Raw genomic sequence first — 20,506 nt, 5'->3', positions numbered from 1 at the left:
TCTCGGTCGGTTCGTTTTTCACGACGTCAGCGTGACGCGCGTCCGCGACATCGCGCCCCGGTTCCGCTGGGTCGAGTTCGAAGGTCCGGCGCTGCGCGATGAGCACTGGGAGGCGGGTGACAAGGTGCAGGTCTTCCTCCCCGAGACGGGAATGCGGACCTACACGCCGCTCGCCTGGGACGCACAGAAGGGCTCCACCGCGTTTCTCGTCTACCTTCACGGCTCGAGCCCTGGAGCCAGCTGGGGACGGGGGCTGCGCGTCGGCGAGCGGGCCCAGTTCTTCGGGCCCCGCCGCTCCCTGTCGCTCGGTGACGCCTCCGGCCCCGTGGTGTTCTTCGGGGATGAGACGTCGTTCGGAGTCGCCCACGCTCTCAAGTCCGCGAGCGCGAAGCGCAACGTCACCTGCGTCTTCGAGGTCTCGCAGCGGGCGGAGTCATCCGCCGTGCTGAGCGAGCTTGGGTTCGAGGGCTCGGACGTCGAGCGAACGGCCGGTGACTCGCACCTCGCCGAGGTCCATGAGCGGCTGCGGGGAGCGCTCCTCGCCAACCCGAACGCGCAGTTCGTGATGACCGGCAAGGCGCAGTCGATCCAGGCCCTCAAGACCCGGCTCAAGGCCGAAGGGCTCGGCCGCTCCGCGAAGGTCAAGGCCTACTGGTCGGTGGGAAAGACAGGGCTCGACTGACGAGCCCCCTGCCCCGCTAACGCTCCGCGCGTTTCTTGAGCCCCTCCGCGAAGTTCGCGAAGGCCTCGGTCATGTCGGGGATGGAGCCGCCGATCAGCGCGAGCATGGGCCCACTGAACACCTCGTGGACCGTGAACTCGGTCTTGTCGCCCTTGGGGGTCAGCGTGAACGTCCGGACTCCCTTGAAGAGCCCGAGCGGCATGCCCCCCTTCCAGGTCATCTTCTGGCCGGGAACGAACTCCGCCACCTTCACCGGGAACGCCCGGCCCGGGCTCAGCTTCGTGAACGCCTTGAGCGTTTCGCCCGCCGCGATGCGGCCTTCGATCTTGTCGCAGGAAGGATCCCACTCGGGCCAGGAGCGCCCATCGATGAGGATGCTCCAGATCTTCTCGGGGGGTGCATAAATGGTCGTGGTGGCCTTGTACTCTTTCATCGGCGCTCTCCTTTGGACCTGGAGTCGAGGCGAGCAAGGAGCGCGTGGTCAATCCTGGTCATGGCTCCACCGTCTGCGCCGCAACAGAGGCCGCGGCGATAGAGGCCAGGGCACTCGCGGGCAATCTCTGCTTCGGACATAACGGATTCAGGAGCCACACCATGACCGAGATCAACGTCACGTTCGTCACCGACCTCGTCCGCGCGGCAGGCACGTCGTTGAAGGACGCGTTCGCGAGCGTCGAGCCACTGGCCGACAGGGAGCAGCTCTTCGCCGCCTTCAAGCGTCTCGACGACTCGACGGCGGAGCGGCTGCGCTCCGCTCTCGCCCGAGAGTACCCGGGCATCACCTGGTCGGACGGCGAGTTCGACAGCGAGTCCCAGAGAAGCCACCCGCCGGGCGAGTTCTGGGTGTGCGACGCCATCGACGGAGCCGTTCAGTTCCTGCAGGCCATTCCCGCCTGGGCGCTCTCGCTGGCGCTGATCCGGGACGGCCGCCCCGTCTTCTCGGCTGTGTACGATCCCGTCCACGGCGAGCTGTTCCACGCCGTCGCGGGAGGCGGGGCCTATCTGAACGGCAAGCCCCTCCATGTGAGCGCCAAGCAGCGGCTCGAGGATGCGCTCGTCGCCGCCAGCCAACCGCCCTTCGTCGGCGAGGACCCCGAGAGCATCAGGCGCGCGGGCGAGGCGACGGCCGCGGTCCTCCCCCTCATCTTCGTGCTGCGCAACTTCGGTCCGACCTCGCTCCAGCTGGCCTATGTCGCCGCCGGGCGCATCGACGCCTTCTGGGAGTTCGGCGAGGACATGTACAACTGGCTCGCCGGAATCCTGCTCATCCGCGAGGCGGGAGGTGTCGTCACCGATGCCCATGGCGGCGCTCTCGAGTGGGGCGCCACCAGCTTCCTGGCCGCCGCGCCCGCGTTGCATGCCCCGATGACGGCGGTGCTCCAGACCGTGAAATGAATCGGGAGGGGCCCTCGGAGCGCGCCTGAGCCTTCATGTGACACCGCCGGGCTCCCGAGTACCGGAGCCCGGCTCCCTCGAGGGTGGTCTGGGCTTCACCCCCGAGGATGCGGCGGCTCAGCGGTTGTACGTATCCACCGCCTGACGGCCCACCGCGGGATCGTCGGTGAAGAAGCCGTCGATGCCGGCGTCGAGATACGTCTGGATCTCCTTGATGGAGCCAGCGGGATTGCGCGTGCTGTCCACACCTTCCGACTTGAGCGGAGCGGGGAGGAAGTTGTTCTCCGGACGGAAGGTGTACGGGTGCACCAGCAGCTTCGCCGCGTGCGCGTTGCGCACGAGCTCGCTCGCCGCCTGGAACTGACCCGCGCTGTCGACATTGACGATGCTCAGCTTGTAGGGACCGACGCCGTTGGCGTACTTCGCGATCTCCTTCATGCCCTCCGCGGTCATCAGAGCGCCGTAGGTGCGCGCATCGCCCGCCTTGACGAAGTCGTAGGGCTGCTTGGACGCCTCATCCATCAACTGCACCAGCCTCCAGTTCGGCTGCGAGGTTCCAATCTTCTCGCGGATGGCCTTCAGGTTCGCCACCTCGAAAGACTGGATGTAGACCGTAGCCTGGCTCGCGGTGAACGCGTCTGCCTTCAGCGTGGAGATCAGCCGATCCTCCAGCGGAAGCCCGATGGACTGGAAGTAGGTCGGGTGCTTGGTCTCCGGGTAGATGTGGATGGTGCGGCCCGCCTTGCCCGACATGTCCTTGGCCAGCGCGATCACCTCGGAGAGCGTGGGGATCTCGAACTGGTCGTTGTAGTTCGTCTTGTTGTCAGGGCGCACCTGCGGAATCCGCTCACGTGCGCGCAGCTCCTTGAGCTCGGCCAGCGTGAAATCCTCGGTGAACCAACCCGTGAGCTGCACACCGTCGATCGTCTTCGTCGTCTTGCGATCCGCGAACTTCGCCACGTCCGCCACATTCGTGGTGCCGGAGATCTCATTCTCGTGGCGGGCCACGAGCACGCCGTCCTTCGTCGACACGAGATCCGGCTCGATGATGTCCGCGCCGTCCTCGATCGCCTTGGTGTAGCTCGCCAGCGTGTGCTCCGGCCGCAGCGCGCTCGCACCGCGATGACCGACCACGAGCACCTTGTCCGCGATCGGGCGCGTGAGATCTTCCTCACAGCCCGTCAGCGTGAGGGCGCATGCCGCCGCGAGCGGCAACACGGCGGACAGCGAAAGGGAGCGCCGGAAGGAAGAGCGAAGCGGATGACGGCGAGGGATGTGCGGGTACAGGAGTGTCTCCTTGTAGGTGACGCGTACGTCCTGGGGGACCGGGGACGTAGCACCCGCGCATGACAGTCAGGTGAACAATGAGGGACGACAGCGTCAAACCGTGAACACCTTCAGGGGGAGCTCCCCGCTCGCGTTAGCGCGCTCTGGAGCTGCGAAAGCTCATAGGGCTTGGGCAGCAGCACGGCTCCCACCACCTCGCCGCCTTCGTTGATCACCGAGGCGCCATATCCGGAGGCAATGATGACCCGCAGCCCGGGATACAGGCGGACGGCCTCGCGGGCCAGCGCCACCCCCGACAGGCCTGGCAGGGACACATCCGTGAACAGCACGTCGAAGCCGCTGGCGGCGAGCACCTCTTGGGCCTCTTCCGCGCTCGCGACGGCCCGCACCTCGTGCCCGAGCACGTCCAACAACTCGCTCGCGGACGAGCGGATCTCCTCATCATCTTCCACGAGGAGGATGCGCAAGGAGCCCCTCCTCGGAGTCTCCTGAGCGCGTCCGGGCCCGGCGCGCTCCTCCGTGGCGAGTGCCTGTCGGGCGCTGCTCCGTTGCTGGCGGTTGCGCAGCAGGTGGCGGAGCTTCCGGGCCAGCTCCTCCTTCCGATAGGGCTTGCTCAGCAGGCTGAGGCCGGGATCCAACCGGCCACCATGAACGATGGCATTCTCCGTGTAACCCGACGTGAAGAGCACCTCGAGGTCGGGCAGGAGCACCTTGGCCTGCCTGGCGAGGTCCGGGCTTCGGACCGGGCCGGGCATGACCACATCGGTGAACAGCAGGTCCACGGCCAAGCCGCTCTGGATGATCGCCAGCGCGCTCTGCCCGTCGGAGGCCTTGAGCACGCAATAACCGAGATCCGTCAGCAGCTCCACGACCGTGGCGCGCACCTCGGCGTCGTCCTCGACCACCAGGATGGTCTCGGTGCCTCCCTCGATCGGGCGCGTCACGACCTCGACAGGTGACACCTCGGCCTGGAACGAGCGCGGGAGATAGATCCGGATGGTCGTCCCGTGCCCGACCTCGCTGTAGATCTTGATGTGGCCGCCCGTCTGCTTCACGAAGCCATACACCATGCTCAGACCCAGCCCCGTGCCACGGCCCTCGGGCTTGGTCGTGAAGAATGGCTCGAAGGCCCGCTCCAGGACCTCCGGGGACATGCCGCAGCCGGTATCCGAGATGGCCAGGAGCACATACTGCCCGGGCGCGACCTCCGGATGGCTCCGGGCGTAGTGGTCATCGAGCATGGCGTTGCCAGACTCGATGGTCAGCTTGCCCTCCCCCTCCATGGCATCACGGGCGTTGATCGCCAGGTTCAGGATGACGTTCTCGAGTTGGTTGGGATCGGCGAACGTGTTCCAGAGCCCACCGGAGATGACCGTCTCGAGCTCGATGCGCTCACCCAGGGCACGCCGCAGCAGGTCTCCCATGCCCCGCACCAACCGGCCCAGGTTGATGGCCACGGGCTCGAGCGGCTGCCTCCGCGCGAACGCGAGCAACTGCGAGGCGAGCCTGGCGCCGCGCTCGACGGCGCTGATGGCGGCCTTCAAACGCCGCTGGGCCTGCTCACTGCCAACCAGGTCCCGCTGCAGGAGCTGGAGGTTGCCCCCGATGACCTGAAGCAGGTTGTTGAAGTCGTGCGCCACGCCACCCGTGAGCTTGCCCACCGCCTCCATCTTCTGGGACTGCCGTAACACGGCCTCCGTCTGACGCCGCTCGGCCTCGCTCTCCGCGAGTGCGCGGGTGCGCTCCTGGACCAGTTCCTCCAGGTGCTCACGGTACTGGCGGAGCTCATCCTGGGCACGCTTCCGCTCGGTGACGTCATGGCCCTGGACGAAGATGCCCGACACCGTCCCATCGGACTCGATGATGGGCTGGTACACCAGATCGGCATACACCTCCGTGAGCGGTGCACCGGGGTGACGCTGCAAGAAGACCTGCACGCCCAGGCCGACGAACGGCTCTCCCGTCGTGAACACCTGATCGAGCAGCTCGAAGAAGCCTTGCCCCTCTATCTCGGGAAGCGCCTCGCGAACCGGCTTGCCGACGATCTCGCGGTGGCCGATGAGCTGGTAGTAGGCGGGGTTGGCCAGCTCGAAGACATGCTGATGCCCGCGCAGGAAGGCCACGAACCCGGGCGCTTGATCGAACAGCCGGCGGAGGTGACGCCGCTCGGCATCCAGGGTGCTGTTGGTTTCTTGAACGATCCGCGCCCGGTACAACACGCCAGCTTCTACCTGGTCCGAGGAGATAGCCGATTCCCGGGCCGCAGTGGCACCCACGGCCCTCTTGAGCCTCTGCAGCTCCGTCACATCCACGGTGTGCTGGAGGATGAAGGCCACCTCCCCCCGCGCATCGAGGAGGGGAGTGTGGGTGGCACTCCAGAAACGCTCCTCGGTGACCACCCCCTCGGCGGTTTGGCGTGGGACCCGGTAGGGAATGAGCGCCAGGGTGTCCGGCACGCGCCCGGTCAGGACCCGTTCGAGTGACGCCCGGAGCAGGCGCGCACTGGTGTTACCGGGATCCTCCGGATCATGAGGAAACACATCGAAGACGTTGCGCCCGAGGAGCTCATCCCGCCGGCTCGCCGTGACCCGCAGATAGACGTCGTTGGCCGCGACGTACCTCAGCTCGCGGTCCAGCAACATGTAGGAGTTCGGGGAGTGGTTGAAGAGCGTCTCGAAATCGATGGTGTCCGGCATGGTTGAAAGACGGCTGACGCCCCTCCACTTCCTTGCTTGCAAGGCCCGGCTGGCTCAGCCGCGAGAATCCGTGGATACGCATTCCAGCATCGCGGCATGGACACCGGCCGCACAGGCGACTGCCCGCCTCTTCGGAGGCCCCCCTCGTCACGCTGGCTCGAGCAGCCGGAGGAAGGCCCGAGCGGCGTCCGCGTCGCTGATGCCCGCGAGACCCTCGCCCACCTGGAGCTCCGTCTCGACGATTCCAGGAACACGCGTCTGGCCGAAACCATTCGCCACCCAGACGCCCTGCTCGCGGGCGATGCGATCGCGCTGGCGCGACAGCGCCGCCGGGTCACCGCGCAGGAAGACGCGGAACATGTTCGTCTGGACGGGACGGGGCAGCACCGTGAGGCGGGAGTCCGCCGCCAGCGCCTCGGTGAGGGGCTTCGCGCGTTGGACGTAACCCGGAATGCGGGCCAGCGCGTCGTCCAGGCGCATCGCCGCCGAGGCCACGTAGGGCATCATCTGGAAGATGTTCCCGCCGTGCCGGTGCCGCCAGAGGCGCGCCGTGGAGATGAAGTCGCGCCCGCCGACCACCATCGCCCCGCCCATGGCGCCCACCATCTTGTAGAAGGACACGTAGACGGAGTCGAAGCCGCGGCAAATGTCCGCGTAGGAGCGCCCGTAGAAGGGCTGGCTCTCCCACAAGCGCGCGCCATCCATGTGCAACTTCACGCCCCGCTCGCGGCAGGTGCGCTTGAGCTCCTCGAGCTGCTCCCACGACTGCAGTTGTCCGCCCAGCCACCGCACCGGCAGTTCGACGCTGACGACATCGAGCGGCTCGCGGGCCTCGCGCACGTCACTGGCGAGCACCGGCCTCACCCAGGGCGACAGCTGCACCGCGCGCAGGCCGTGCAGCACGGCGTAGCTGTCGTCCTCGTGCAGCACATGATGGGAGGACGGGTGGAGGCCCACGGTGCGCTTGCCCCCGGCATCCGCGTACATCCGCAGCACGATGAGCTGGCCCATGGTGCCGGTCGGCATGAAGCACCCGTCCTCGAAACCGAGCAGGCCCGCCACGCGCCGCTCGAAGGACTGGACGAGCTCGCCATTGCCGTACACGTCCGCCGACAGGCCCTGACGCTGTACCCATTCGCCGATGCGGATCAGCTCGGCGCCATCATTCCCGGAGGGGCCAGGCGCGAGCGCGGCGCGGCAACCGCGGCGCAGATCCTCCCGCGAGGGCCCGGATGGAGCGGCCCGCGTCACCACCCCGGCGTCGGCGGCCTCCTTCGCCGGGCGCGGGGCAACCCTGGACGCGGCTGCATCCGCCGCCAGCAGACCGGAGAGGGCGAGAAACTCGCCCCGGCTGAAATCGTTGGGGGCCATTCGAGAGCGACTCCTGGTGAGGGATGGGGAGAGCGGCGGGGTGAACGTAGCGTAATTTCCACGAATGCACGGTGGCTGGGGAAGCGAGCGTGCCAGAAACGGGAGGAACACCGCCGATATGCGATGATAGGGGGCCCCCGACGAACCTGGACTCCCCTCTTGAACCCGCTGCTGAAGCTCTGCTTGCTGACAGTGGTGCTCTCCGCCGGTGCTTCGCGCGCCGCGGAGCCGCCATCCGTCGAGCAGGTGCGCGCCGAGCTCGACCGGCAACTCCAGGAGATGGTGAACAGTCCGGCGCCGGAAGTGCGCCTGCTCTTCGCGGGCCTGGATCCGTCCGAGTACAAGCTCGTCGAGGTGCACTTCACGCTCGATGGTGAGCCGCTCGAGGTTCCCCCGGTGGACGACATCGGCTCCCCCGGCCCCCATGTGCTCACGACGAAGAAGGTGAAGGACGGCCCGCACAGCCTCGTGTCCAACGTCGTCTACATGGACGCCTCGTGGAACCTGTTCAGCCAGACATCCGGCCTGCTGTGGAACATGACCTCCACGCTCAACTTCCAGACGCAGCGAGGGCTGCGCGTGGACGTGAAGGCCATGACCCTGCTCGTGCCGGAGGCGAGGGATCCGCGGCTGAAGGTGAAGCTGGCCCACGACGTGACGATGGAGATGATCGCGAAGCTCGAGGACGCCACGCTCCCCGAGCCCCACCCGGGGCGGACGGCACCGCCTGATGCGGGAGTGGCGATCGCCCGGGAAGCAACGCCACCTCCGGAGCCACCGAAGGCGCCTCGCGATCCAGGGACTCCTCCACCGGCCGCCCCGGCGCAGACCCAGAAAGCGAAGCTCCTGGTGCGCGCGCTGGTGAGCCGCAAGCCCATGGCGGCCACGCTCTCCGTGCGCGGGGCCACGTCCCAGAAGGTGGCACTGAAGAAGGGAGCCAAAGCTCCCACGCCCGTGGAGCTGGCTCCCGGCGACTACACGGTCGACCTCATCGCCCCCGGCTTCCTCGCGCAGACGCGCCGGGTTCAGCTCGCCGGAGGCAACGCGAAGCCGCTGGACTTCACGCTGGTACGCGCGCCGAAGAAGAAGCTCGTGAAGGAGAAGAGCGATCGGCTCGAGCTGGTGAAGCCCCTGCGCTTCCCCGAGGGCAAGGTGACGCCGCTGCCGGCGGGCAACGCGCTCTTCCCTCAACTGGTGGACACGGTCGTGCGCCGCCCCATCCAGCGCATCCGCATCGAGGGCCACACCGACAACCACGAGGGCGAGGAGAGCGCGCGGAAACAGCTCTCCGAGGCGCGGGCTCGCGCGGTGGCCGAGCTGCTCGTGCAAGCGGGATTGGACCCGGCTCGCATCGAAACGGTGGGCCTCGCGGACACCCGCCCGAAGGCACCCAACTTCACCGCCCGCGGACGGGACCTCAACCGGCGCGTGGAGCTCGTCGTCCTCGAGCGGTAGCCCACTCCACTCCAAAGCCCATACCGTTTTTCGTGACGGCGCTGGTGCAGCTCGCCCGGCATGGCCGATGGCAAGGCTCAGTCGAACAAAAACGAGAGGAGATCGTTGTCCATGAGGAAGTGAAAGAGGCCCACGAGGAGGAACGCCACGCCGAGCACGATGTAGAGCCATGCCATGCCAACGGCCCTGGCTCCGGTGGCCTCCATGTGGGGGCCGAGATGGGGCCCACCTGGCATGGGTACGTCGTATGGCTTTCGGGCCTCGACGAGGAGCGAGCCCAACAGGCCAGGCCATGCCGAAGGCGAGTCTGGGTTGACCACCGTCATTCGCTTGCGCACCAGGGCGCGCACCCCAGAGATGAGGAAGAAGAGGCTGAAGCCTCCCGTGATGATGAGGACGGCTGGATTGAATCGCATGGCGATAGCTCTTTCGGCGGCACGACGGTAGCACAGGCACGAGGCCGCACTCCCCTCCTCTCCCGAAAGGCCGTGGACACCACGCGGAGTCCCGGTCTGGCTCTCTCTCCCCGCCGCTCCGTCTGGAGTAGGCTCCGCGCCCATGACCCCGGATCCCGTCACCCTCGCCGCCGCGCTCCGCAACACCCTCGAGGACACGGCGCGTGACTTCTCGTCGATGCCCTTCTTCATCAGGCCCATGGTGCGCCGTGGCTTCGCGAACCGCACCGGGCGGAGCCTCGAGGAGTGGCAGCAACTCGCCTCGGCGCTCGTCTTGGAGGTGAAACCCGACACGGGGCCCGCCCAGCTCCGCGAGCGCCACCCGCGGTTGCGCGAGCACCTGGAGCAGCTCGCCGAGAACTACCGCACGGCCCCCGAGCGGGCCTCGAAGGGAATGGGCGCACTGGCGGGGACGCTCCAGCGCGTCCAGGAGGCCTCCCGGCGGAGGGAGGAAGCCGTCCGCGCCCTCATCGCCTGGCTCGGATAGACGCGCAAGAGGACCACAAGGCTAAGGTGTGGCCGCCATGCGAATCGAGACACGTGAGCTGACACCGGAGTTGTGGCCCGCCTTCGAGAAGTTGTTCGGGAAGAACGGCGCGTGCGCCGGATGCTGGTGCACCTTCTGGCGGCTGGAGAAGGGCGAGCGCTTCAGCGAGGTGAAGGGCGCCGAGGCGAAGCGGCGGATGAAGGCGCTGGTCGAAAGCGGAGAGGCCCAAGGGCTGCTGGCCTTCGTGGATGGAGCGCCGGTGGGGTGGCTCGCACTGGGGCCCCGGCGGGAGTTCAAGAAGCTGGACCGGGCTCCAAGCCTGAAGTGCGACGACGCGGATCGCGTCTGGTCGCTCCCGTGCTTCTTCGTGCACAAGGACTGGCGGGGCCAGGGCGTGGCCTCCGAGTTGCTGCGGGCAGCACTGGAGGTGTTGAAGAAGCGCGGGGCGGAGGTGGTGGAGGCCTATCCGATGAAGCCTTCCGCGGCGAGCGGGCGTATGCCCGCGGCTTCCGTCTACACGGGCACGGTGCCCCTCTTCCTGAGGCAGGGCTTCGAGGTGGTAGCCGAGCGGCCTTCCGGCAAGCAGCGCGTGCGCCGGAGCCTCACGTCCGCACCGGGGAAGACCCCAGCCCGGCGCTCACGCTGATGCGGCTGCAGGCTCCATGCCGAGGGCTTTCTCACGGGCGGACGTGCACGGAAGAAACCCCTGGTTATCCTGGTTCACCCCGTCCCAAGGATTCCCTCGTGAGCTCACTCGTCATCCGTCTGGTCTGTGGTCTGCTCTTCACCGCGATGGCGCTCGGAGCAGTGGTCCACCCACCAGCCGACCTCACCCAGGGCATCGGCATGCTCCTCCCGGCGGGGATGCTGCTGAACTACGCCATCCGGGGTCCGCGCCGCGCCCTCGTTCCGAAGAAGCGCACTCCCGCGCCCGCTCCGACACATCCGGGAACGGGCCAGCCCTGAGCCCCAGTCTCAAGGACGGCAGGAGGCCACGGGCGTCATCGGGACCTCCGATGCGGCATCGGACTCGCGGCAGACCGCCGGCTCCAGCGTGTTGAGCTCCGCGGGTGGCGGGTTGGCGGGCCCCGAGTCCTCGCTGGACCCGAGCAATCCCATCACCTCGGGGTAGACCTTGCTGGCGAAGTACATGCCACCGGCCAACGTGAAGTGGACCCCGTCGTCCATCCGCAACCGCATCGGCTTGCGGAAGCCCTCGACCCGAGCCTCGCGCAGCAGGGCACCCTTCGCGTCGGTGAAGAACGGCCTGGTGTCGAGATGGGTCGCGGCCTCATGGGCCGAGACGGCCTCGCGCAGGACGCGGCGAATCACCCCCAGCTTGCGCTCGAAGTTCTTCAGCCCGGTGACGGGCAGCTCGACCCAGAGGATCTTCCGGCCAGGTGCCGCGAGGACGTGAAGGAAGTCCTCGACGCGCTGGCGGTAGGCAGCCTCCCATCCGGAGGCGCCCCATTGGACCTTCGCCTTGCCCTTGTCGTCCGTGAGCCCCTGTCCGTCGTTGCCGCCCATGATGATGACGACCACGTCGGGCTGGTGGCGCTCGATCTCCTCGCGGCCCACCGCCATCCAGTCGAAGAAGTCGGGGCGGGCAAGCCCGGTGGAGGACTTCGCCCGCCGCACGGCGCGGACTCCGGGGGACTCATTCAGCGACTTCTCGAGGTACTCGCCGAAGCTGGTGACGATCAGGCTGTCCCCGAGCAGGAGCACGGTCCGCGTCCGCTGGGCCGCTGGCAGCTCCGGGGCGGGCGGCGACTCCCCTTCCGCCGCGCGCACCACTCCCGTGGACAGGACGGCCAGGCACACGAGCACACGAGCGAGGAGGGGCTCCATCTCGCGCGCAAGCTACCGCGCCCGTGCCCGGCTGAGAACAAATCGGCTGCCCGCCCGCCGGAGAGACGAACGGGCATCCCCCTACCCCGACACGGGATTCGAGGCCCCCTCCGGGTGCGAGGCATCGACGAAGAAGAGCATCCGCGTCACGAACCGGAATCCCACTCGCTCGTAGATGCGGCCGGCCTGCTCGGAGATGGTGCTCAGGAACAGCGTGTCCACGCCCCGCGCGAAGGCCTCCTGCGCGACCCGGGAGGTCAGCGCGGTGCCGAGTCCCCGCTTGCGGAAGCGCTCGATCGTCGCCACTCCTCCCAGCTCGGAGATCCCCTCGGAGGGCCGGGTGTACATGCCGACCACGGCGGGCTGTCCCTCCACGCACCCCAGCACCGCCCCGCTCTCCCCGAGATCCTTCAGCATCCTGGAGATCTCCTCCTCGGAGGCCTCGTAGGGCTCGTTCGGGGAGAAGCCCCGCCTCACGGTGGTGCAATACGCGCGCACCTCCTCGCGAGAGGAGCCAGGTGTGAGCATCGACAATTCGAGCGCGTCCGGAGGTGCGACCGGGGTGAAGCTCTCACGCGTGCAGACCATCACCCACGCCTCGGCCTCCAACCGGAACCCCGCGGCGAGGAGCTTGTCCGCGAGGGCCGGAGCCAGCTCGGAGACGTACTCGAAGCGGGGCACTCTCTTCCGCTCCGTGAACACCGCCCGGAGCCGCCGCAGCGGCTCGCTCACGTCCCCCGAAATGGGCCCGTCCGGGATGGCGTAGTTGAAGTAGATGAGCGGGTCGCTGGAATGGATGAACGCCGTGAAGGGCGCAACCGGGACGGACTCGTAACGTCCCGCGGCAGCGCGGCGCATATAGGACTGCAATCGTTCGATCAGGGTCGTCATCGGGAAGTGTCTTCGGGTGTCACCGCTTCGTGGGCTTCACCGCCCGGGTGGCACAGAATCCCGACAGGTACTCGGACAGCCGGTCTCCCTCGACGTGCTTGTCCTCGTAGAAGCCCGCGAGCAGGAACCCGGCCTCGAGCTGCCCGCCGATCTGGTCCTCCAGCGAGTGCCCGACGCACAGGGGCTCGCCGTTGTCGGTGTACCGGCGGCGCTCCTCATCGGTGAGGCTCGTCAGGTCCGAGTACGGCATGCGGTACTTGAGCTGCATCACCCCCTGCTTCTCCAGGTCCGGATCGAACAGGTAGATGACCGGGTTGGAGAACCCGGAGAGCAGCGCCCCGCCGGGCCGCAACACCCGGAAGGCCTCGCGCCACACGGGCCGCACATCGTCCACGAAGCCGTTGGAGCAGGGGTGGAAGATCAGATCGAAGCTCTCGTCCGGGAAGACCGAGAGATCACGCATGTCCCCCTCCACCAGACGGATGGACAGGCCCTCGCGCTCGGCCACCTTGCGATCCTGACCCAGTTGAGCGGATGAGTTGTCGAACACCGTGACGCGCGCCCCGGCGGCCGCGAGCACCGGTCCCTGCTGTCCACCCGCGCTCGCCAGGCCCAGCACGTCCTTGCCGGTCAGGTCCCCGAACCACGCACGCGGTACCGGTTTGTTCGGAGTGAGCACCACGCTCCACTCATCCCGGCGCGCCGCGGCGATCACCTCCGGCCCCACGGGCAGCGTCCACCGATCCCCCTTCGCCACCTGCCGGTTCCACGCCTCGCGGTTGTAGTCCCGAAGATCGACTCCTGGTCTCATGCCGTCTCCTCTTCTTCGTGCGCACGCATCTTCACACGCATACTAGGAGGTCCCATGATCATCCAGCGACCCCTGCTCGCACTCCTCCTGCTGCTGTGCGCCGCACCCGCCTCCGCCCAGGCCCCGAAGACTCCCGAGCCGCTCGGCATCGCGCTCGAGGGCTATTCCTACCCCTACCCCGTCCAGTACCTCCCGCTCACACTCCAGGGCCAGGATGTCCGCATGGCCTATATGGACGTGCCCGCCGCCGGAAAGGCCAACGGCCGCACCGTCCTGCTGCTCCACGGGAAGAACTTCTTCGGCTCCTACTGGAACGTCACCATCCGCGCCCTCAGCGAGGCCGGCTACCGCGTCGTCGTCCCCGACCAGGTGGGCTTCGGCAAGTCCTCCAAGCCCGCGCTCGACTACAGCTTCCACACGCTCGCCACCAACACGAAGCAGTTGCTCGACAAGCTCGACATCCCGAAGGTCGTCGTGGTGGGCCACTCCATGGGCGGCATGCTCGCCACCCGCTTCGCCCGCATGTTCCCCGAGGCCACCACCCACCTCGTCCTGGAGAATCCCATCGGGCTCGAGGACTACCGCTTCCTCGTTCCCTGGCGCTCCACCGAGGACCTCTACCGCGACCAACTCGGCACCACCGAGGAGTCCATCCGCAAGTACCAGAAGACCTACTACGTCACGTGGCGCCCCGAGTTCGACGAGTACGTCCAGATTCCCTTCCGCCAGACGCTGAGCGCCGAGTACCCGAGGCTCGCCTGGGTCTCGGCCGCCACCGAGCAGATGATCTACCAGCAGCCCGTGGTGCACGAGTTCCCCCTGGTGACGGCGCCCGTGCTGCTCGTCATCGGGCAGGCGGATCGCACCACGCTCGGCCGCGCCCGCGTGTCTCCCGAGGCACTCGCGAAGCTCGGCCAGTACCCCGAGCTCGGCAAGCGCGCCGCCAAGGCGTTCCCCAAGGCGACGCTCGTGGAGATTCCCAACGTGGGTCACATCCCCCACTTCGAGGCCCCCGAGAAGTGGCACCAGGCCCTGCTCGGGTTCCTCGGGAAGTGAGCCTGCCCCGGTTTTGTGGCTCTCCCGCACTTCGTGTGGTTCAGCGGTAGCGAGCAGGCGAGCCTCGCTCTTGCGACCATCCGTATGCGCCCAGGATTCACACAAAGTGCGGGAGAGCCACGTAACTGGGGCAAGCCCATCCAGTCACGTCCCATGAGGCCGGCGCGCACCGCGCGAGGATGCTCTTCCCATTCCTCGCCGCCGCGGCCTTGCGGATGAGTTCCACCACCTCGGCCACCGACACGCGCTCGTCGGACGGCGCCGCACAGGGAGCGTACTCCTCGGCAAGAGCCAGACGCGCCTGGGGGGTGCGGCCGGCCCCTCCACTGGCCGGCCGCGCAGCTTGAGCGGCCTGTGTCAGGCGCATTCCTCCACCTTCGCCATAGCTCTCGCCTTCATCAACGCTCCACCACTCGCGCGGCGGAAGTAGGAATCAGGCAGCGGCCTCTCGTTGTCACAGGGCCGCGCCGTCACCGCCTCCTCCGCAGCGACTTGGCGTTGACTGACTTTGTCAGACCATAGGCGCAGCGAACCTCGTCAACCACCGCGCAACGCCTGCTTGTGGTCCTCGATGACTTCATTGAGGAGCGCTTGCTGGGTCTTGTCACGCGCGCGCAACCTCAGTCTCGTACTTGGGATTGATGCTGTAGGTGCACGGATAAGGGCAATCGCGCCATACTCTGTGTGCTCGAGAGGAATCACCGCCGACGAGGCCCCGAGTTCGGTGAGCGAGAATCCCAGGCGCGTGAGGAAATCGTACGTCTTGGCCGGAGCCTCGGGTTTCGACTCAAGGTCGTAGTACTGCGTTTGCTCCTCCGGTTCAGCTTCAAGGACGACCCTGGATACGATGATCGTTCGTAGCCAGTCGGAGAAGGTCGGGAAGGGTTGCTCTACCTCACCCTTCCCACGGATTAGGTCCTCTTCGTGAATGCGGATGATTGCCGCGTCCCGTCCGTCGGGTGTCGGGCGGGTAAGTTCGAAGAAGTCGTCCGTGTCGCGCCTGCCGACGCTATCCTCACGCTCCTCGCCAATGGTGAACTTGAGATACCGGCGAGCATCAGGCCGCTCCCGTTGAGGGCCCTCGCGGTCCTCCAGCAGCGCCGAAATTGAAGTCGTGCCGTAATACGTCAGCTGCAATTCGCCCGTCGATGCGCCCATCGTCTCAAGGAACTCGCGATACACGCGAGGCAGCGCGTTGAGCCCTCCATGCGGCTTGGCCAGGGCGGCAATCTGGTCGGCCGTGGCAGGTTCGAAGCCCTGGGTACTACCGGGCTTCCATCGCTCCATGAACGCGAGCAAGCCCCGCATCGACAAGGGAGGGGGAGCCTCGAGAAGCTTTGACCAGGTCATCCGCACGTCTGCACCTCGAGGTCACACCGGGCCATGAAAAGCGTGTCCTGACACGACCGGCAGGAAGGCACAGTCTCCTCCGACTTGCGTCGCATATCAACGCGTTCCCCATCGGGCTCGCCACCTCTACCCTCCTTGATGGCAGCGACGACTGCCGCTACACGTGGAGGCATCCAAGCCCCCGCCCCCTTGCCGTCAGGTCCCACAACGTTATCCTTGGGTGGAGAGTATTCGGGGGGGCCGCGATAGAATACCTTGTAGGTCATCTTTTTTGCACTGGGAAAGGCGAAGAACATCTCGGTCATCGAATTCGCGACGTGACCGCTTTTGCCGATGAGTTTGGCGCCTGCGCAAGTTCCAGGCTTGTTGTTGTATCCTGGTTTTTTGTCATCGAACTTCTCCTTCGTCTCTCTCCACCGCTTTCTCATCTTGTGGATGGCCTCGGTGTCCCCCGCGGCACACCTTGGGTTGATGGCCAAGAAGTCCTCCAGCGTGGCGGCCTCCCCAATAACGGTGCAACCGTGAGCCTCGGCGATGGCCTTGAAGCGAGGGGGCACCTCGCCACCCGACACTGCGGCGAATTTCTTGCCATTGCGGCACACCATGACTCCGAACATGTATCCGCTAGAGTTCTCGCGTCGATGGTCCTCAAACCCCTTGCGCTTCTCCTCAAGCTCCTGGATTCTCGCCCTTCGCTCATCCAAGGTCGCCTGTTTGGGCGGAGGATTCGTGCCCTCAAGAAGGCGCTTGAGTTGGGCTTCCTTCGTAATGATGTCCTGATTGACCTGGGCCCACTCGGCCTCGCGCGCCTTGAGGTCCTTGAGAATCTTCTTTGCGATGTCGAGGCTTTGGCCCTCCTCTGTTTCTTGTCGTTCAATCACCGCATGGCTGTCGGGGTCCTTCTGACAGATGATACACGCGCCCTTGAAGTCGTCCGCGTAGGCGAATCCCGTCCCGTTATGCCCATTCGACATGAAAGTGGTGTTGAATGAGTTGCCGTTGTGGAGGGTGACGTCGAGGAAGCGCACGACGCCCTTGCCCTCAATCCTCACGTCCACGCTGCCGCTGCCCCAGGCCAGCTTCCCCTTGAACTTGGAGGAGATGAGGCCGCCCGCCGTTCCCGGCTCATCGCCCGAGCTGACGCTCAACTCTGAGTCCGTGAGCGCCACCGGGTAGCCGTTGATGGTGACGCTCTTGCTCCCCTTGGTGAGCATGGAGTCCTGGGCCGAATTGACGAAGGGCGTGGGCACCGGCCCTCCTGGTGTCGGCACCTTGCAGACGTCCGGCGCGGCCGAGGTATGTGTGTTGCCGCTCCCCTTGTGAACGATGGAGCGGCCGTTGGCGAAGACCTTGCTCATGCTTCCTCCTTGGCGTTTCGAATCATCTCCACGATGCAGGCTCCCACGCGCCCACCATCGGCACTGCCATAGACGAGTGTCCTGCGCGCGCTGGGCTGACGCCAGCGCGCCCGGTGCAGGGCCACGCCCAGCATGACGGGGCCCGCGCCAGCCCCGGCGTCCCCCAGTCCTTCGCCCGCGACATGCACGCGTAAGGGCTCGGGCATGAGGGCGGCGTTGCGCAGGTAGGCGCGGGTGAATTCAGTACCCCAGAAGGAGTCTCCGGGCTGACAGGCCAGGACTGCGTCCACGCGCCGCGCGCCCGTCACCGCGTTTCGCCGCAGGGCATGGAGGACTTCCGTCAGCCCTTCGGCCAGGCTGGGGCCGCGCTGTGAGAAGGGCTTCGGCTCCATGGCGAGGGCCGTGCCCAGCAGGACGCCCGTGGCCTCCAGCTTCAAGGACTTGGGGGCGCCCGGCCGCGCCATGGCGACGAAGCCCGCCGCTTCGCCCGGAATCCTCCCGTCCGGATTCCGGCGCCCCAGGTGCAGCCGCGCGCCCACCAGCGCCTTCAAGGAAGCAGTATCGGCCAGCGAGTCCACCGCGCCCACCAGGGCCAGCGCCCCCGCCCGGCCGGAGTGCAAGTCCTTCTGGGCGGAAGCCAGGGCCTCGAAGAAGGCGGCCCGCCCGGACTCGTGCACCTTCACCACTTCCAGCCGTCCCTCCGTCTCGGCCAGCAGCGCACCCACCAGCGCCTCCTGGTCCAGCCGGGCCCCCAGCCCCGCCTCGGGCAGTCCGAGGTACAGCGGCACTCGCCCTGGAGGGAGTGTGTCCAGCAGCGGGCGCACTCCGGCGAGGGCCTGCCGGGCCAGGGCCGCCATGCGCTGGGTGCGAGTGAGAGAGTCGTCGAGGAGACTCAGCCGCGAGGCCCGCACGGGCTCCGCCACTTCGTCCAGCACCTCCGTCCGGCTGAAGCGCACCAGACCAGCGCGCAGCGACGCCAGCGTCATGTGCGTCGAGGTGCCAACGGGCGTGCAGAGTCCCAGCCCCACTACCTGCGCTCCACTCATAGCGCGTCCTCCCCGGGCAGCAACAGCCGCACGGTGCTCACCTCATGCAGGGTCAACTGCCGATGCGCTGGAACCGTCGCCCGCCAGGTGAGGACGAGGCGGCGCTCCTCCGGCTCCAGCAGCACCGTGTCCAGCACCATGCGCCGCCTCTCCCTCCGTCCGGCGAAGGTGCAGCGAGCCATCAGCCGGTGCGTGGGGAGCGTGAAGGCCAGGGGCCCGTCGGGAGAGACGCCCGCCAGCACCACCGGCTCTCCGCCCTTCAGGTGCGTCGAAGCCCGCAGGCCGTCGGGGGCGACGTGGAAGAAACGCTCGTCGAAGTCCGCGGGCCAGAGTGGGGCGCGCTTCTCCACCCACGCCGCGTCGTACGTCCCCGCCCAGCCCCGGCGCGGCAGCCAGTGCCGCGCCACCGGGCCGAAGCCGCAGGGCGGTGGCCTGTCCGCCCAGCCGCGCACGAGGGCCTCTGGCGCCTCAATGGAAGGCAGGGGCTTTTCCAGCGCCTCCTTCGCGCTGGCGTAGTAGCCCCGGCCCACGGGGTTGCGCGCCTCTTGGCCCGAGGCCGTGGTGCCGCCGAAGGCGTACTCGTAGCGCAGCGGCAGGGACTCGAAGGGCAGCGCGTCCGAGGCGCTCAGCCCCATGAGGCTTTGGTACCAGACGCGCGTGCCGGTAACGGTGGCCCGCTTCTCCAGCGCGCCCACCCGCACCGCCACCTGCGTGCGTGTCACCTTGCGGCCCCGGGGCGCCCAGGCCTGGCCGTGCAGCAGCACGTCCGTGCCGGGCCGCATGTAAGCGGATTGCGACTCGTAGCGCAGGCTCGACTTCTCCGGCTCGCCCAATACGTGTCCGTGATGGCAGGCGGCGGTTGCTCGTCGCGTACCGCCAGCGGTGCGTCCGTGGCGCGCCCGGCCGGAGGCAGGACGAAGCTGCCGGAGACGACGAGGACGAGGCACTCCTCGCCCTCCTTCGTCAACGAGAGGAAGTCGGTGGCCGCGAAGGGCGTGAGGTTTTCGAGGGTAGGCATGGGACGTCACCGCAGGGTGGAGGCCAGGGGCGTGCCACAGACGAGGGCGGCAGTGGCTCGGGCCCGGGCGAGGGCTTCGCGTTGGCGGTGGGTGAAGGCGCGGGTGGGAATGTGGTGCTGGCCCCGGGTACGAATGGCCAACTCCCGCGCGAGTACGTGCCGGCGCCGCATGGGACTGGCTTCCAGGGCTTCCAGCAGCACCGGGCCGCTGAAGGGCTGGCCCATGAGGTAGCGCGAGCCCGTCGCGAAGCGCGTCTGGTTCTGCGCCCACCAGGCCCTCACCCCGGCCACGTGCGGCCAGGGCAGGTCGTCCTCCGGCCGGGGCACCAAGTCGGCGTCCAGACTCTCCTGCTCCTCGGGTGGAGGAGGCGCGCCTTCGGGCCGCTCGCCTGGAGGCAGGGCATGGGCGCCCTCCAGCCGCAGGCCCGTCATGGCCGCGAAGGCCTCTCCCGCCAGCCGCGCCACCTCGGGCACCTCGAGGTACTTCACGCAGGACTCCATGGCCGCCACCCTGCCGCTGAAGCCCAGCGCCCAGAGGGCGTCCGCACGCAGCTCGGCGGACTCCAGCAAGCCCACCAGGAGTGACGCCTCCGCCTCGTCACCGCCTATGGCGAGCAGCACCATGGCTTCCCGGGCGTGCGCGCCGGGCGACTGCACCGCCTTGCGGCAGGCCTCCCAGGCCAGCCGCACGCCGGAGGCCAGTCCCGCCTCCATGGCCGCCGCGCGAATACCGGCGTGCGCCGAGTCCAGCAGCGCGGGCAACTGCCTGCGCACCGCGTCCTCCGGCAGCGGCAGCACCCCGCGCAGGGCCGCGACTCGCGCCCGCTGCTCGCCATGCGTGAAGAAGCGCGCCAGTACCTCCGCGGGTGCCTCCTGGCGGAAGGCCAGCGCCTCCAGCACTCCGGCCTGCAGTCCCGTGTCCTCCAGCTTCAACAACTCCATGAGGCGCGCGCCCAGACCCGGAGCCTCACTCACCTCCAGCGCCCGCAGCATGGCGGCACGGGCCGGCGCTTCCGCCCCTCGCAGCCGCACCAGCACTTCGTCCACCTCGCCCAGCCCCAGCAGCGCATGGGCCGCGGCCGAAATGCGTGGCGCTTCCTCCGAGTCGAAGGCCGGGCGCACCACGGTGTCCAGTGCGTCCTCGTCCTCCAGCCCCTCCAGGTACGCCAGCAGCCGCTCCTCGCGCTCCGCCGTCTCCGCCAGCGTGAAATCCGGCGCCACCAGCGCCCTTTCCCACTGCACCCACCGGAAGGCAGCCTCGTCCAGGTACTCCTCCAGCACGTCCTCCAACACCATGTTC

The 20,506-nt window shown here is 67.8% G+C and carries 20 protein-coding genes; 7 read left to right on the top strand and 13 right to left on the bottom strand.

Going from position 1 to position 20,506, the window contains the following annotated elements:
* The first annotated feature begins 31 nt into the window (after window positions 1-31).
* A complete protein-coding gene (locus DAT35_RS45115) occupies window positions 32-682 on the top strand; it encodes a siderophore-interacting protein (RefSeq protein WP_233262089.1) in 651 nt (216 codons plus the stop codon).
* 16 nt (window positions 683-698) lie between these two features.
* Here the strand turns inward: DAT35_RS45115 and DAT35_RS45110 are convergent, their stop codons facing one another.
* On the bottom strand, window positions 699-1,115 hold the full coding sequence (locus DAT35_RS45110) for an SRPBCC domain-containing protein (RefSeq protein ID WP_108075532.1): 417 nt from the start codon (window positions 1,113-1,115) through the stop codon (window positions 699-701).
* 161 nt (window positions 1,116-1,276) lie between these two features.
* Between DAT35_RS45110 and DAT35_RS45105 the strand changes: the two genes are divergently transcribed.
* Window positions 1,277-2,077: an inositol monophosphatase family protein gene (locus tag DAT35_RS45105; protein ID WP_108075531.1), complete on the top strand. Its 801-nt coding sequence runs from the start codon at window positions 1,277-1,279 to the stop codon at window positions 2,075-2,077.
* 117 nt (window positions 2,078-2,194) lie between these two features.
* Here the strand turns inward: DAT35_RS45105 and DAT35_RS45100 are convergent, their stop codons facing one another.
* The 3 genes from DAT35_RS45100 to DAT35_RS45090 all read right to left on the bottom strand — a co-directional run bounded on the left by DAT35_RS45100 (window position 2,195) and on the right by DAT35_RS45090 (window position 7,431).
* Entirely contained in the window at window positions 2,195-3,295 is a 1,101-nt protein-coding gene (locus tag DAT35_RS45100; RefSeq protein ID WP_233262088.1) for a glycerophosphodiester phosphodiesterase, read from the bottom strand.
* Between the two features lie 179 nt (window positions 3,296-3,474).
* Window positions 3,475-6,060, bottom strand: a complete 2,586-nt coding sequence (locus tag DAT35_RS45095) for a response regulator (RefSeq protein ID WP_108075529.1) — start codon at window positions 6,058-6,060, stop codon at window positions 3,475-3,477.
* Between the two features lie 147 nt (window positions 6,061-6,207).
* Entirely contained in the window at window positions 6,208-7,431 is a 1,224-nt protein-coding gene (locus tag DAT35_RS45090; protein ID WP_108075528.1) for a low specificity L-threonine aldolase, read from the bottom strand.
* Window positions 7,432-7,590: 159 nt separating this feature from the next.
* Between DAT35_RS45090 and DAT35_RS45085 the strand changes: the two genes are divergently transcribed.
* The gene (locus DAT35_RS45085; protein WP_158502143.1) at window positions 7,591-8,886 is read left to right on the top strand and encodes an OmpA family protein; all 1,296 of its coding nucleotides are present in this window, start codon (window positions 7,591-7,593) and stop codon (window positions 8,884-8,886) included.
* Window positions 8,887-8,963: 77 nt separating this feature from the next.
* Here the strand turns inward: DAT35_RS45085 and DAT35_RS45080 are convergent, their stop codons facing one another.
* The gene (locus tag DAT35_RS45080) at window positions 8,964-9,302 is read right to left on the bottom strand and encodes a hypothetical protein (protein WP_108075526.1); all 339 of its coding nucleotides are present in this window, start codon (window positions 9,300-9,302) and stop codon (window positions 8,964-8,966) included.
* Window positions 9,303-9,444: 142 nt separating this feature from the next.
* Here DAT35_RS45080 and DAT35_RS45075 point away from each other — a divergent pair, with 142 nt between their 5' ends.
* From DAT35_RS45075 to DAT35_RS45065, 3 genes are all read left to right on the top strand, one after another.
* Window positions 9,445-9,828 (top strand): hypothetical protein, encoded by a 384-nt coding sequence (locus DAT35_RS45075; RefSeq protein ID WP_108075525.1) that lies wholly within the window; start codon window positions 9,445-9,447, stop codon window positions 9,826-9,828.
* A 37-nt stretch (window positions 9,829-9,865) separates the two neighbouring features.
* Complete coding sequence (locus tag DAT35_RS45070; RefSeq protein WP_108075524.1) at window positions 9,866-10,474, top strand: GNAT family N-acetyltransferase; 609 nt, start codon at window positions 9,866-9,868, stop codon at window positions 10,472-10,474.
* 98 nt (window positions 10,475-10,572) lie between these two features.
* Window positions 10,573-10,794, top strand: a complete 222-nt coding sequence (locus tag DAT35_RS45065) for a hypothetical protein (RefSeq protein ID WP_108075523.1) — start codon at window positions 10,573-10,575, stop codon at window positions 10,792-10,794.
* A 9-nt stretch (window positions 10,795-10,803) separates the two neighbouring features.
* On the opposite strand, the gene DAT35_RS45060 is transcribed toward DAT35_RS45065, so the two are convergent.
* The 3 genes from DAT35_RS45060 to DAT35_RS45050 all read right to left on the bottom strand — a co-directional run bounded on the left by DAT35_RS45060 (window position 10,804) and on the right by DAT35_RS45050 (window position 13,378).
* Window positions 10,804-11,676 (bottom strand): DUF459 domain-containing protein, encoded by an 873-nt coding sequence (locus tag DAT35_RS45060; RefSeq protein WP_108075522.1) that lies wholly within the window; start codon window positions 11,674-11,676, stop codon window positions 10,804-10,806.
* An 81-nt stretch (window positions 11,677-11,757) separates the two neighbouring features.
* Window positions 11,758-12,567 carry a GNAT family N-acetyltransferase gene (locus DAT35_RS45055; RefSeq protein WP_108075521.1) on the bottom strand — a complete coding sequence of 270 codons (810 nt, stop codon included), beginning with the start codon at window positions 12,565-12,567 and terminating at the stop codon, window positions 11,758-11,760.
* Window positions 12,568-12,586: 19 nt separating this feature from the next.
* Window positions 12,587-13,378 (bottom strand): class I SAM-dependent methyltransferase, encoded by a 792-nt coding sequence (locus DAT35_RS45050; RefSeq protein ID WP_108075520.1) that lies wholly within the window; start codon window positions 13,376-13,378, stop codon window positions 12,587-12,589.
* Between the two features lie 54 nt (window positions 13,379-13,432).
* On the opposite strand from DAT35_RS45050, the gene DAT35_RS45045 reads away from it, so the two are divergent.
* Window positions 13,433-14,434, top strand: coding sequence for an alpha/beta fold hydrolase (locus tag DAT35_RS45045; protein ID WP_108075519.1), 1,002 nt, complete (start codon window positions 13,433-13,435; stop codon window positions 14,432-14,434).
* Window positions 14,435-14,971: 537 nt separating this feature from the next.
* Here the strand turns inward: DAT35_RS45045 and DAT35_RS45035 are convergent.
* The 5 genes from DAT35_RS45035 to DAT35_RS45015 all read right to left on the bottom strand — a co-directional run bounded on the left by DAT35_RS45035 (window position 14,972) and on the right by DAT35_RS45015 (window position 20,502).
* Window positions 14,972-15,784, bottom strand: coding sequence for an SMI1/KNR4 family protein (locus DAT35_RS45035; protein WP_233262087.1), 813 nt, complete (start codon window positions 15,782-15,784; stop codon window positions 14,972-14,974).
* A complete protein-coding gene (locus DAT35_RS45030) occupies window positions 15,781-17,142 on the bottom strand; it encodes a DUF4150 domain-containing protein (protein ID WP_108075516.1) in 1,362 nt (453 codons plus the stop codon). The genes DAT35_RS45035 and DAT35_RS45030 overlap by 4 nt, the downstream gene beginning before the upstream one ends.
* A complete protein-coding gene (locus DAT35_RS45025; RefSeq protein ID WP_108075515.1) occupies window positions 17,139-18,188 on the bottom strand; it encodes a 3-oxoacyl-ACP synthase in 1,050 nt (349 codons plus the stop codon). Before DAT35_RS45025 ends, DAT35_RS45030 begins: the two co-directional genes overlap by 4 nt.
* On the bottom strand, window positions 18,185-19,135 hold the full coding sequence (locus DAT35_RS45020) for a DUF2169 domain-containing protein (RefSeq protein ID WP_233262086.1): 951 nt from the start codon (window positions 19,133-19,135) through the stop codon (window positions 18,185-18,187). The genes DAT35_RS45025 and DAT35_RS45020 overlap by 4 nt, the downstream gene beginning before the upstream one ends.
* A 77-nt stretch (window positions 19,136-19,212) precedes the next feature.
* The gene (locus DAT35_RS45015) at window positions 19,213-20,502 is read right to left on the bottom strand and encodes a TIGR02270 family protein (protein ID WP_108075514.1); all 1,290 of its coding nucleotides are present in this window, start codon (window positions 20,500-20,502) and stop codon (window positions 19,213-19,215) included.
* Between the last annotated feature and the right edge of the window lie 4 nt (window positions 20,503-20,506).

Origin of the sequence: Vitiosangium sp. GDMCC 1.1324, assembly GCF_003044305.1 — a bacterium.
Lineage (GTDB): Bacteria > Myxococcota > Myxococcia > Myxococcales > Myxococcaceae > Archangium.
This window is presented reverse-complemented; position numbering and strand designations above follow the sequence as displayed.

Excerpts from the sequence above, each read along its gene's own strand:
- DAT35_RS45095 (WP_108075529.1), bottom strand. The coding sequence starts at position 6,060 with ATGCCGGACACCATCGATTTCGAGACGCTCTTCAACCACTCCCCGAAC.
- DAT35_RS45110 (WP_108075532.1), bottom strand. The coding sequence starts at position 1,115 with ATGAAAGAGTACAAGGCCACCACGACCATTTATGCACCCCCCGAGAAG.
- DAT35_RS45015 (WP_108075514.1), bottom strand. The coding sequence starts at position 20,502 with ATGGTGTTGGAGGACGTGCTGGAGGAGTACCTGGACGAGGCTGCCTTC.
- DAT35_RS45045 (WP_108075519.1), top strand. The coding sequence starts at position 13,433 with ATGATCATCCAGCGACCCCTGCTCGCACTCCTCCTGCTGCTGTGCGCC.
- DAT35_RS45080 (WP_108075526.1), bottom strand. The coding sequence starts at position 9,302 with ATGCGATTCAATCCAGCCGTCCTCATCATCACGGGAGGCTTCAGCCTC.
- DAT35_RS45070 (WP_108075524.1), top strand. The coding sequence starts at position 9,866 with ATGCGAATCGAGACACGTGAGCTGACACCGGAGTTGTGGCCCGCCTTC.
- DAT35_RS45060 (WP_108075522.1), bottom strand. The coding sequence starts at position 11,676 with ATGGAGCCCCTCCTCGCTCGTGTGCTCGTGTGCCTGGCCGTCCTGTCC.
- DAT35_RS45035 (WP_233262087.1), bottom strand. The coding sequence starts at position 15,784 with ATGACCTGGTCAAAGCTTCTCGAGGCTCCCCCTCCCTTGTCGATGCGG.
- DAT35_RS45025 (WP_108075515.1), bottom strand. The coding sequence starts at position 18,188 with ATGAGTGGAGCGCAGGTAGTGGGGCTGGGACTCTGCACGCCCGTTGGC.
- DAT35_RS45105 (WP_108075531.1), top strand. The coding sequence starts at position 1,277 with ATGACCGAGATCAACGTCACGTTCGTCACCGACCTCGTCCGCGCGGCA.
- DAT35_RS45090 (WP_108075528.1), bottom strand. The coding sequence starts at position 7,431 with ATGGCCCCCAACGATTTCAGCCGGGGCGAGTTTCTCGCCCTCTCCGGT.
- DAT35_RS45075 (WP_108075525.1), top strand. The coding sequence starts at position 9,445 with ATGACCCCGGATCCCGTCACCCTCGCCGCCGCGCTCCGCAACACCCTC.
- DAT35_RS45030 (WP_108075516.1), bottom strand. The coding sequence starts at position 17,142 with ATGAGCAAGGTCTTCGCCAACGGCCGCTCCATCGTTCACAAGGGGAGC.
- DAT35_RS45055 (WP_108075521.1), bottom strand. The coding sequence starts at position 12,567 with ATGACGACCCTGATCGAACGATTGCAGTCCTATATGCGCCGCGCTGCC.
- DAT35_RS45050 (WP_108075520.1), bottom strand. The coding sequence starts at position 13,378 with ATGAGACCAGGAGTCGATCTTCGGGACTACAACCGCGAGGCGTGGAAC.